This is a genomic window from Pseudosporangium ferrugineum (assembly GCF_003002065.1).
GTDB lineage: Bacteria > Actinomycetota > Actinomycetes > Mycobacteriales > Micromonosporaceae > Actinoplanes > Actinoplanes ferrugineus_A.
This window is the reverse complement of sequence record NZ_PVZG01000001.1, coordinates 164,990-176,285: the sequence shown is the minus strand read 5'-3', so window position 1 is coordinate 176,285 and position 11,296 is coordinate 164,990. Positions and strand designations below refer to the sequence as shown.

Annotated in this window: 11 protein-coding genes; 9 read left to right on the top strand and 2 right to left on the bottom strand. The window is 75.5% G+C overall.

Features of this window, described 5'->3' with window-relative positions; all coding sequences use genetic code 11:
- Positions 1-92 precede the first annotated feature (92 nt).
- Entirely contained in the window at positions 93-428 is a 336-nt protein-coding gene (locus CLV70_RS00835; RefSeq protein WP_106124966.1) for an STAS domain-containing protein, read from the bottom strand.
- Positions 429-436: 8 nt separating this feature from the next.
- Entirely contained in the window at positions 437-1,657 is a 1,221-nt protein-coding gene (locus tag CLV70_RS00830; RefSeq protein WP_106124371.1) for a PP2C family protein-serine/threonine phosphatase, read from the bottom strand.
- Between the two features lie 102 nt (positions 1,658-1,759).
- On the opposite strand from CLV70_RS00830, the gene CLV70_RS00825 reads away from it, so the two are divergent.
- From CLV70_RS00825 to CLV70_RS00785, 9 genes are all read left to right on the top strand, one after another.
- Positions 1,760-3,292 (top strand): serine/threonine-protein kinase, encoded by a 1,533-nt coding sequence (locus tag CLV70_RS00825; protein ID WP_106124370.1) that lies wholly within the window; start codon positions 1,760-1,762, stop codon positions 3,290-3,292.
- A 106-nt stretch (positions 3,293-3,398) separates the two neighbouring features.
- Entirely contained in the window at positions 3,399-4,535 is a 1,137-nt protein-coding gene (locus CLV70_RS00820) for an inositol-3-phosphate synthase (protein ID WP_106124369.1), read from the top strand.
- Positions 4,532-5,380, top strand: a complete 849-nt coding sequence (locus CLV70_RS00815) for an SCO3242 family prenyltransferase (RefSeq protein ID WP_106124368.1) — start codon at positions 4,532-4,534, stop codon at positions 5,378-5,380. Before CLV70_RS00820 ends, CLV70_RS00815 begins: the two co-directional genes overlap by 4 nt.
- Entirely contained in the window at positions 5,377-6,246 is an 870-nt protein-coding gene (locus tag CLV70_RS00810) for a sugar phosphate isomerase/epimerase family protein (RefSeq protein ID WP_106124367.1), read from the top strand. Before CLV70_RS00815 ends, CLV70_RS00810 begins: the two co-directional genes overlap by 4 nt.
- Entirely contained in the window at positions 6,243-6,839 is a 597-nt protein-coding gene (locus tag CLV70_RS00805; RefSeq protein WP_106124366.1) for an EboA domain-containing protein, read from the top strand. Before CLV70_RS00810 ends, CLV70_RS00805 begins: the two co-directional genes overlap by 4 nt.
- Positions 6,839-7,690 carry a TatD family hydrolase gene (locus tag CLV70_RS00800; RefSeq protein ID WP_106124365.1) on the top strand — a complete coding sequence of 284 codons (852 nt, stop codon included), beginning with the start codon at positions 6,839-6,841 and terminating at the stop codon, positions 7,688-7,690. Before CLV70_RS00805 ends, CLV70_RS00800 begins: the two co-directional genes overlap by 1 nt.
- The gene (gene eboE, locus CLV70_RS00795; RefSeq protein ID WP_106124364.1) at positions 7,690-8,841 is read left to right on the top strand and encodes a metabolite traffic protein EboE; all 1,152 of its coding nucleotides are present in this window, start codon (positions 7,690-7,692) and stop codon (positions 8,839-8,841) included. The genes CLV70_RS00800 and eboE overlap by 1 nt, the downstream gene beginning before the upstream one ends.
- Positions 8,838-10,220, top strand: coding sequence for an alkaline phosphatase family protein (locus CLV70_RS00790; RefSeq protein WP_106124363.1), 1,383 nt, complete (start codon positions 8,838-8,840; stop codon positions 10,218-10,220). The genes eboE and CLV70_RS00790 overlap by 4 nt, the downstream gene beginning before the upstream one ends.
- The gene (locus CLV70_RS00785) at positions 10,217-11,287 is read left to right on the top strand and encodes a polyprenyl synthetase family protein (protein WP_106124362.1); all 1,071 of its coding nucleotides are present in this window, start codon (positions 10,217-10,219) and stop codon (positions 11,285-11,287) included. Before CLV70_RS00790 ends, CLV70_RS00785 begins: the two co-directional genes overlap by 4 nt.
- Positions 11,288-11,296: the final 9 nt, after the last annotated feature.

Sequence of the window (11,296 nt, the reverse complement as noted above, 5' to 3'; positions counted from 1 at the left end):
ACGCTACGGGCGCCCGTCGTCCGGCACCTGAACGGCAGATGGCCCGCCGCGTGACGGGCATCGACGAACCGGTCACCTGACGCGGGGTGCGGTCAGCCGGCCGCCGCCGAGTCGGCGTCCTCGTAGACGCCCAGGTAGTCGCCCAGGTTCGTGGCGTCCAGCACGTACCGGACCGCGCCGGTGGGCGCGGCCAGCCGGAACCAGCCCCCGGCGGCGGCCGTCCGCCGGTGCGCCTCCACGAACAGGCTCAGGCCGGCCGAGTCGCAGAACGCCACCGTGGACAGCTCCACGACCAGCCGGTCGCGTCCCTCGGCGAGCGCCTGCTCCACCGCCGCCCGCAGGGCCTCCACGCTGTCGTGGTCGATCTCGCCGGACAGGCACAGCACGCGGACGCCGCCGGGCCGGTCGTGGGTCGTGACCCTGAGCATGTCGGGCATCATCGTGGCTGGTCGTCCGCTCGTGAGGTCGGTGGCACGGTACGCAGCGCCGCGTCCGCCGACCATTCCACCAGCACCAGGGTCAGGTCGTCGGCCGGGGGTCCGGTCCGGTACCCGAGGACGGTGTGCGCGAGCCGGCGCAGGGCCTCGGGCAGCGGGAGGCCCGCCCCGGCGTGTTCCTCGGCGACGGCGGCGAGGCGGCGGATGCCGAAGTGCTCACCCGAGTCGTCGCGGGCCTCGGTGACCCCGTCGGTGTAGAGCAGCAGGCGGTCGCCGGGCCGCAGCTCGACCTGCCCGTACGAGGCCTTCGGGTCCTCGATGCCCAGCGGCATCCGGCGGCCGTCGGTCAGGGTCTCGACGATGCTGCCGTCGCGCAGGACCAGCGGCGGCGGGTGTCCCGCGTTGACGTAGCTCAGGAGACCCGTGTCGAGGTCGAGCTCGGCGAGCACCGCGGTGGCGAAGCGGGCGTCCGGGAACTGCCGGAGGAGTTCCTCGTCGGCGGCGCGGGCCTGGGCGAGCAGATCCTGCCCGGCGCGCCGGGCCGAGCGGACGCACGACAGGACCACCGCGGCGGCGAGGCCGGCGCGCATCCGGCGGCCCGCCGCGTCGAGGACCACGAACTGGGGCCGGCGCCCGTCCGCCGCGTAGTCGAAGGCGTCGCCGCCGACGTCGTAGCAGGGCTCCAGCACCGCCGCGACGGCGAAGTCCGTCACGCTGACGGTGAGCGGCGGCAGGAGCTGCCGGAGCAGCTCCGCGCCCGGGGACATCGGGCCGGTCCGGCGGATCCGGTGCAGGTGGTCGCCGCGCGGCGTGGTGGTGGTGATCAGGTGTCCGACCAGCCCCGCGACGGTCTCGCAGGCCCGGACCAGGGCGGGGTCCGGCGTACCGGCCGGGAACTCGACCTCGAGGACGCCGATCCGGTCCGTGCCGTTCACCATGGGGGACCAGTGCCGGTCGCCGGCGGTCACCGTCTCGATCAGGGCGAAGGCGCGGCCGGCGTCGGTGCCGTCGATCGCCAGCGGCCCGGCGGCGGGGCGGCCGGGGACCGGCAGGGGGTGCAGGGCGAGCTGCTCGTGGTCCACCAGGTGGACGGTCATCCGCAGGCCCAGCGCGGCGGCGGCGCCGTCGAGGATGCCGCCGACCTCCTCCGGGCGCCACAGGTGCGAGCGGTCCAGGAGTTCCCTGATGAGCCCGGACCACAGGCTGTCCTCGATGGCCATGCCGCAACCCTACGGTCCCGGCGATCACGGTGCCCGCGAAGCCGCGGCAGAGCCGGCCGTCCGGGAGGTTTTCCGGGGCCCTCCACCGGGCACTGCTGGGCGGTGGATCTTCGCTACCAGTTCCGCGACCGCATCGGCGTGGGCGGCATGTCGGTCGTCTGGCGCGCGTACGACGAGGTGCTCGAGCGCGAGGTCGCGGTCAAGGTGCTCTCCGCGGCTGCCGCCCCCGACCCGGCCAAGCTCGCCCGCATCCGCCAGGAGGCGCGCGCCGCCGCCGGGCTGCGGCATCCGCACATCGTCGATGTGTACGACTACGGCGAGGTCCCGGGGGAGTCCGGCGCCGCCCCCCAGCCGTACGTGGTGATGGAGCTGGTCGAGGGCCGTACGCTGGCCGCCCTGCTCGCCCGGGCCGCCCTGCCGTGGCGCACCGCCGTGCACATCGGTGCCCAGGTCGCCGACGCGCTCGCCGCCGCCCACGCCCGCGGGGTGGTGCACCGCGACGTCAAGCCCGGCAACGTGATGGTCACGCCGGCCGGGGTGAAGCTGCTCGACTTCGGCATCTCGGCCGCCGCGGGCGACCCCGACGAGACCGACGGCGAGGTGCTGGGCACGCCCGCGTACCTGGCGCCGGAGCGGCTCGACGGCGGTCCGGTGCGCGCGGCGACCGACGTCTACGGGCTGGGCCTGCTGCTCTACCGCGCGCTGGCCGGGCGGATGCCGTGGCACGCCGCGACCGTGACCGAGATGGTGCGGGCCCACCTCTACGCCGAGCCGGCGCCGCTGCCCCCGATCGCGGGCCTGCCGCCGGCGGTGGCCGGCCTGTGCCGCCGCTGCCTCGCGAAGGATCCGCGGGACCGGCCGGACGCCGCGGAGGCCGCCCGGATCCTGGGCGCGGCGGTCGGCCTCGCACCCCTCGCGCTGCCCGAGCCGGGCTCGTCCGTGCAGGCGGACACGGTGCCGATCCGCCGCCCGCCGCGCCGGCGCCCGCTGGTCACCGCGGCCGCCACGGTGCTCGCCGTGGGTGCCGCGGGCGTGGCCTGGTCGCTGCAGGCACCCGATCCGGTACGCGGGGGAGCGACCCCCGCCGCCGCGGCGGAGGCCCCGGAGTCCCGGTGCACGGTGCGCTACACGGTCCGCAGCGCCGCCGGTGGCCGCCTGGCCAACGCCGTGTCCCTGGTGAACACCGGGCAGACCGCGTTCGACCGGTGGCGCCTCACCTTCGTCCTGCCGTCCGGCCAGCGCGTGGTGCGCGGCTGGGACGAGCGCTGGCACCACCAGGGCACGCGGGCCCAGGTGGTGGGCGCCGGCCTGGCCCCCGGCGCCACGGCGGACACCGGCTTCGACGCCGCGTACGACGGTGCCGGCGGAGCGGCCGCCTTCCCGACCCGCTTCGAGGTGAACGGCGTCGCCTGCGAATCGGTGCTCGCCGCGCGGACGGGCGGCGCGGCGGCGCTCGCCACGAGGCGCGCGAGCCCTCCGACCACGGCGAAAAAGCCGGCGAAGTCCGTGGCGGTGCCGAAGAAGCACAGGCCGGCCAAGAAGGTGAAACACCGCAAGGGAAAGGGGCCCGGGCACCACTTTCGTACGCATCGAGCAAAACTTTTCCCCTGGCACGGAGAAGTTTCTCGATATTGAGGCTTTCCTTTGTCCCGGGAGCTGAGTTAGCGTCGCTTCACGTAACACGGGAGACACATCGTGTTATCGCCAAGGCGCCTCTGTCCGCTCTCGGGAGGGATGCTGCATGCGTACCGGAATCTGGCTGATCGGCGCACGCGGCTCCGTCGCCGTCACCGCCCTGATCGGCGCCGCCGCCCTCCGGGCCCGTCTCGTCGACGCCACCGGTTGCGTGACCGAGCTCCCGCCGCTGCGGGCCGCCCCGCTGCCGGCCTGGTCCGACCTGGTCTTCGGCGGTCACGACGTGGTGACCCTGCCGCTGCTGAAGAAGGCCGAGACGCTGGCCGCCGCCGGGGTCGTCCCCGGGCGGCTCGTCACCGCGCTCGCCGACGAGCTGGGCCGCACCGAGCAGGAGCTGCGGCCGCTGCCGTCCGGGGACACCCAGGCGGAGACCGCCGGGCGGATCGCGGACGACCTGCGCGACTTCCGGGACCGGCACGGGCTGGACCGGGTCGTGGTGCTCAACGTGGCCACCACCGAGCCCGTCGTCGCGGAGCATCCCGCCCACGGCTCCCTCGACGCCCTGCGCGCGGCGCTCGGCGAGGCCGGGACGGTGCTGCCGCCGAGCTCGCTGGTGGCGTACGCGGCGTTCGAGGCCGGGTGCTCCTTCGTGGACTTCACGCCGTCGACCGGCGCCCGGCTGCCCGCCCTCGCCGAACTGGCCGCCCGGGCCGGGGTCCCGTACGCCGGCAACGACGGCAAGACCGGCGAGACGCTCGTCAAGTCGGTGCTCGCGCCGATGTTCGCGCTGCGCAACCTGCGCGTGACGAGCTGGTCGGGGCTGAACCTGCTCGGCGGCGGCGACGGCGCCAACCTCGCCGACCCGGCCGCGAACGCCGCCAAGGTGGCCAGCAAGCAGCGTGTCCTCGGCGACGCGCTCGGCTACCAGCCGGAGGGCACCAGCCGCATCGACTACGTCGCGGAGATCGGCGACTTCAAGACCGCCTGGGACCTGATCACCTTCTCCGGCTTCCTCGGCACCGGCATGCGCATGGAGTTCAGCTGGCACGGCTGCGACTCCGCCCTCGCCGCCCCCCTCGTGCTCGACCTGGCCCGGCTCACCGCCGCCGCGCACCGCGACGGGCGCCGCGGTGCCCTGCCCGAGCTGGGCTTCTTCTTCAAGGATCCGCTCGGCGACGGGCCGTCCGCGCTCGCCGCCCAGTGGGACGCCCTGACCGGGTTCGCCGCCGGGCTGACCCGATGAAGGCGCCGCTGCGGACCCTCGCCGAGCTGGTCCGGGCCCCCGCCGCGCTGTCGGTGCCCGGGGACGTGGTGGCCGGTGCCTCGGCGGCCGGCACCCTCGGCCCGCGCAGCGTCGGGCTGGCCGCGGCGTCGGTGTGCCTCTACTGGGCCGGGATGGCCGCCAACGACTGGTCCGACCGCGAGCTCGACGCGGTCGAACGCCCCGAGAGGCCGATCCCGTCGGGCCGGATCAGCGCGCCGGCCGCGCTGGGGGTGGCCGCCGGCCTCACCGCCGCCGGGCTGGTCGTCGCGGGGCGCTCCGGCGGGCCTCGGGCCCTCGCCGTCGCGGTGCCGCTCGCCGCGGCGGTGTGGGCGTACGACCTGCGGCTCAAGAACACCGCCGCCGGTCCGGCCGGGATGGCCGCCTGCCGGGCGCTCGACGTGCTGCTGGGCGCCAGCGCCGGCAACCCGGTCCGGGCGGTGCCGGCCGCCGCCGCCGTCGCGGTGCACACGTACGCGGTGACGGCGCTGTCCCGACACGAGGTCGCCGGCAGCCCTGGTCCGCGACTCCCGGCCGCCACCCTGGCCACCACCGCCGCGATCACGGGTGCGGTCGCGGCCCGCGGCGGCGCCCCGGCCGCGATGCTCGCCGGGCAGTACGCCGCCGCCTTCGGGCGCGCCCAGGTGGCCGTGGTCGGCGACCCCGCCGCCGCCCGGGTCCGGGCCGCCGTCGGCGCGGGCATCACCGCCCTGCCGGCCTTGCAGGGAGCGCTCTCCGCCCGGTCCGGCCGGGTGCTCGCGGGCCTCGCCGTCGCGGCCGCCGCCCCGCTCGGCCGGCTGCTCGCCCGCAGGGTGTCCCCGACATGACCACGCTGCGCTACGGCTACGGCACGAACGGCTTCGCCAACCACCGCCTCCACGAGGCCGTCGGGGTGATCGCCGACCTCGGCTACTGCGGGGTGGCGCTGACCCTCGACCACGACCACCTGGACCCGTTCGCGCCCGGCCTGGCCCGGCGCGTCGCCACGGTCGCCGACCAGCTGCGCGACCGGCACCTCGGCGTGGTCGTCGAGACCGGCGCCCGCTACCTGCTGGACCCGTGGCGCAAGCACGCGCCGACGCTGCTGCACGACGACCGCAAGCTGCGGCTGGAGTTCCTGCGCCGGGCCGTCGCCGTCGCCGCCGACCTGGGCGCCGAGGCGGTGTCGTTCTGGGCCGGCGTGCGCCCCGACGGGGTCGGCGAGCGCGCGGCCTGGGACCGCCTGGTCGACGGCTGCGCCGAGATCACCGAGCTGGCCGAGATGGTGGGCGTGCCGGTCGGGTTCGAGCCGGAGCCGGGGATGCTCGTCGAGGACCTCGCCGGATGGTACCGGCTGCGCGACGCCCTGGGCGCCCCGGCGGGCTTCGGCCTCACCCTCGACATCGGGCACTGCCGCTGCCTGGAGCCCCACCCGGTGCCGCAATGCGTGGCCGCCGCGGCGCCATACCTGGTCAACGTGCAGATCGACGACATGCGCCGGGGCGTGCACGAGCACCTCGAGTTCGGCGCCGGCGAGATCGACTTCCCGCCCGTGCTGCGCGCGCTGATCGACGGCGGCTACCGCGGGCTGGTCGCCGTCGAGCTGCCCCGGCACTCGCACGCGGCGCCGTCCGTCGCCCGCCGCTCGCTGGCCTACCTCATCGAGGCCGAGGCGGAGGCCGAGGTCCGAGCCGACCGGGAGGGGCACCCATGAACCTCGACGACCTGCGTGCCGTGGTCGCCGCCGTACCCGGGAAGGACTGGCTGGCCGGCGCCGAGGCCCGGGTGCGCGCCGACCCGGACGCCGTCGCGCCGCTCTTCGCCCGGGCCGGGCGCGAGCTGGGCCGCCGGCCGCTGCCGGACCGTCCCGGCTGGACCGCCGGTCAGGCCGGGCGGGTGCTGCTGCTGGCCGCGCTCGCCGACCCCGCCCGGACCGCCGAGCTGTACTGGCACGGCGACGCCGCCGAACGCCTCGCCGTGCTGCACGCACTGCCGCTGCTCAACATCGGCGACGCCGGGGTGCCGCTCGCCGAGGACGCCCTGCGCACCAACGACGCCCGGCTCGTCGCGGCGGCGCTCGGGCCGTACGCGAGCCGCCTCGACCCGGCGACCTGGCGCCAGGGCGTCGTCAAATGCGTCTTCATGGGCATCCCGCTGAGCGTCGTCGACCGCCTCGAGGACCGCGCCGACGCCGCACTGACCGGCATGCTCGCCGCCCTCGCCCGGGAACGCGCCGCCGCCGGGCGCCGGATGCCGGCCGACGCCCTCGCGTTGCTCAACCGCCACCTGCTGCGCAAGGAGGACTGATGCGCGTCTTCGACCCGCACATCCACATGACCTCACGCACCACCGACGACTACCGCAGGATGGCGGCGAACGGCGTGCGGGCGGTGGTCGAGCCCGCGTTCTGGCTCGGGCAGCCGCGGACCAGCCCCGGCTCGTTCGCCGACTACTTCGACTCGCTGCTCGGCTGGGAGCCGTACCGGGCGTCGCAGTTCGGCGTCCGGCACCACGCCACCCTCGCGCTGAACCCGAAGGAGGCGAACGACCCGCGCTGCAAGGGCGTGCTCGACCTGCTGCCGCGCTACCTCGACAAGGACGGCGTGGTCGCGGTCGGCGAGATCGGCTACGACTCGATGACCCCGGCCGAGGACGAGGCCTTCGCCGCGCAGCTGGAGCTGGCCGTCCGGTTCGAGCTGCCCGCGCTGGTGCACACCCCGCACCGCGACAAGGCCGCCGGCACCCGCCGCACCCTGGACGTCGTCGCCGCCTCGGGCATCGCGCCGGGGCTGGTCGCCGTCGACCACCTCAACGAGGTCACGGTGGCCCCGGTCCGCGAATCCGGCTGCTGGGCGGGCTTCTCCATCTACCCGGAGACCAAGATGTCGCCGCCGCGGATGGTGGAGATCCTCAAGGAGTACGGCACCGAGCGGATGCTGGTGAACTCCGCCGCCGACTGGGGACACTCCGATCCGCTGCTGACCGTCGAGACCGGACGGGCGATGCTCGCGGCCGGCTTCACCGCGGACGACGTCGACCGCGTCCTGTGGCGCAACCCGGTCGAGTTCTACGGTCAGTCCGGCCGCCTCGACCTGTCCGAGACCGGCACCCCGGAGTCCGCGTACGCGGGCAGCTCGATCGCCCGGGGAGGCAGCTGATGCGCCTGCGCCACCGCGACGGCCAGACGGTGCACCTGTCGTACTGCACCAACGTGCACGCCGGCGAGAACCTGGAGGGCATCCTCGAGCAGCTGGACACGTACGCCGTACCGATCCGGGAGCGGCTCGGCAGCGACGTGCTGGGCCTCGGGCTGTGGCTCGCCGCGCCGGTGGCCGCCGGTCTCGCGTCCGACGTGGCCGACCGGCAGCGCCTGCGCCGGGCCCTGGACGCGCGCGGGCTGGAGGTGGTGACGCTCAACGGGTTCCCGTACCAGGCCTTCCAGGCGCCGGTCGTCAAGCACGCCGTCTACCAGCCGGACTGGACCACGGCGCACCGGCTGGCGTACACGCTGGACCTGGCCCGGATCCTCACCGACCTGATGCCGGCCGACGCGGCCCGCGGCTCGGTCTCGACGCTGCCGCTCGCCTGGCGCGAGCCGTGGGACGCGGCCCGGGCGAGCGCCTGCCGGCGCAACCTGGACGAGCTGGCCCGCGGGCTGCACCGGATGCCCCGGCCGGTACGGGTGGCGTTCGAACCCGAGCCCGGCTGCATCATCGAGAACACCGCCGAGGCGGTCGCCCTGCTCGGCGAGGGGGACACGTCGGTGCTCGGCGTCTGCCTCGACCTCGCCCACCTCGCCTGCGCGTGGGAGGAACCCGCCCTCGCCCTGGGCCGGCTGCGCGAGGCCGGGCTGCCGGTGGTCAAGACCCAGGTGTCCGCGGCGCTGGCCAGCACCGACCCGCACCGCGACGCCGCCGTCCTCGGCGAGTACGTCGAACCCCGCTTCCTGCACCAGACCCGCGGGCCGTTCGGGCTGTCCACCGACGACCTGGACGAGGCGCTGGCCACGCCGGGCGGCGACGAGCAGCCGTGGCGCATCCACTACCACGTCCCGCTGCACGAGGCGCCCGTGCCGCCGTTGCAGACCACGGTCTCCGTGCTGGCCACCGCGCTGCGCGAGCTCGCCGGCGGCGACACGGCCGAGTGCGACCACTTCGATGTCGAGACGTACACGTGGCACGTGCTGCCGCCGGCGTCGCGGCCCGCCGGTCCCGCGGAGCTCGCCTCCGGGATCGCCGCAGAGCTCTTCTTCGCCCGGGCCCAGCTCACCGCGCTCGGGCTCGCGACCGCACAGGGGGTGTCGTCATGAAACCGGTGGTGGTTCTCGACGTGGTCGGCCTGACGCCGCGGCTGCTGCGGCACATGCCCCGGCTGTCCCGGCTGGGCGAGACCGGCTTCCGCGCCCCGCTGGGCACGGTCCTGCCGGCGGTCACCTGCTCGGTGCAGTCGACGTTCCTCACCGGCGCCCCGCCGTCCGGCCACGGCATCGTCGGCAACGGCTGGTATTTCCGGGACCTCGGCGAGGTGTTCCTGTGGCGCCAGCACAACGGCCTGGTCGGCGGCGAGAAGGTCTGGGAGGCGGCGCGCGCGGCGGCCCCCGGCTACACGGTCGCCAACGTCTGCTGGTGGTACGCCATGGGCGCCGACGTCGACTGGACGGTCACGCCGCGGCCGATCTACCACGCGGACGGGCGCAAGGATCCGGACTGCTACACGTACCCGCCGGGCCTGCACGACGAGCTGACCGCCAAGCTCGGGACGTTCCCGCTCTTCAGCTACTGGGGCGCGAACGCGGGGCTCACGTCGTCGGCGTGGATCTGCCGGGCGGCCGAGCAGATCATGGCCGCCCACGACCCCGACCTCACCCTGGTCTACGTGCCCCACCTCGACTACGACCTGCAACGGTACGGGCCCTCGTCGCCGCAGGCCGCCGCGGCCGCCGCCGAGCTGGACGCCCTCCTCGGCCCGCTGCTCGCGGCGGCGACGGCCCGGGGCGCGACCGTGGTGGCCCTGTCCGAGTACGGCATCACGGACGTGTCCCGCCCGGTCGACATCAACCGGCTGCTGCGCGCCGAGGGCCTGCTGAACGTCTACACCCAGGCCGGGATGGAGTACCTCGACCCGTGGACCTCCCGCGCCTTCGCCGTCGCCGACCACCAGGTGGCGCACGTGTACGTCAGGTCGGCCGACGACGTCCCGGCGGTCGCCAAGCTGTGCGCCGCGCTGCCCGGGGTCGCCGAGGTGCTGGACCGGCCCGCGCAGGCCGCGCACGGGCTGGATCACGAACGGTCCGGGGAACTGGTCCTGGTCGCCGAGCCGGACTCGTGGTTCACGTACTACTACTGGCTCGACGACGCGGCGGCCCCCGACTTCGCCCGCCTGGTCGAGATCCACCGCAAGCCCGGGTACGACCCGGCCGAGCTCTTCTTCGACCCGGCCGGCCCGAACGCCGCCAAGGGCCGCGCGGCGCTCGCCCTGGCCCGCAAGAAGCTCGGCATGCGCTACTCGATGAGCGTGGTCGGCCTGGACGCCGGCGCGCGGGCGGTCCGGGGCTCGCACGGGCGGCTGCCCGCCGACCCGGCCGACGCGCCGGTGCTGCTCTGCTCCGACGCGTCGGCCGCCCGGGAGACGGTCGCCGCCACCGACGTGAAGGGACTCCTGCTCGAGCTGGCGGGGCTCCGCTCATGACCCTGGAGATGGCCCCGGAGACGGACGCCGCCGGGCTGGCGCGGCGGTGCGAGTCGGCGCTGATCGCGTACCTGGACCGGCAGCGTCCGCACTGGCCGGACGGCACCCCGCGCGGGGTGCTCGATGCCGTCCGCCGGTTCGTGCTGGCCGACGGCAAGCGGCTGCGGCCGATGTTCTGCTACTGGGGCTGGCGTGGCGCCGGCCAGCCCGACGGGCAGCCGATCGTCGCCGCCGCCGCCGCGCTCGAACTGTTCCACGCCTTCGCCCTCATCCACGACGACATCATGGACGGCAGCAACCTGCGCCGCGGGCAGCCGACCGTGCACCGCCACTTCGCCGACGTGCACACCCGCCATTCCTGGAAGGGCGAGGCCGTCCGGTACGGCCAGAGCGCCGCCCTGCTCTCCGGCGACCTCTGTGCCGCCTGGGCCGACCACATGTTCCACGAGTCGGGGCTGCCGATCGAGTGGATCCACCGCGGCTACAAGCTGTTCACGGTGATGCGTACGGAGGTCATCGCCGGCCAGTACCTCGACCTGGTCTCCGGGGTGGGCGACGGCTCGGTGGCCGGCGCCCTCACCGTGATCCGGATGAAGGCGGCCCGTTACACCGTCACCCGGCCGTTGCAGATCGGCGCCGCCCTGGCCGGCACGTCGCTGAACCTCCAGGCGGCGCTGCAGGCGTTCGGCGACCCGCTCGGCGACGCGTTCCAGCTCCGCGACGACGTGCTCGGCGTCTTCGGCGACCCGGTGATCACCGGCAAGCCGGTCATCGACGACCTGCGGGAGGGCAAGCCGACCGTGATGGTGGCGATGGCCCGCGACCGCGCCGACCGGGCCCAGGCCGCCCGCATCCGCGCCCTGTTCGGCAACCCCGAGCTCGACGACGACGGCGCCGCGGAACTGCGCGCCGTGATCGAGGCGACCGGCGCGCGGGAGGGGATCGAGGACCTGATCAGCCGCCGGGCCGCCGCCGCGACAGCCGCCCTCGAGCAGGCCCCGGTGACCGCGGAGGCGCGCACGGCCCTCGCGGCGCTGGCGTCCTCGGTCGTGTCCCGGCGCCGCTGACGCCCGATT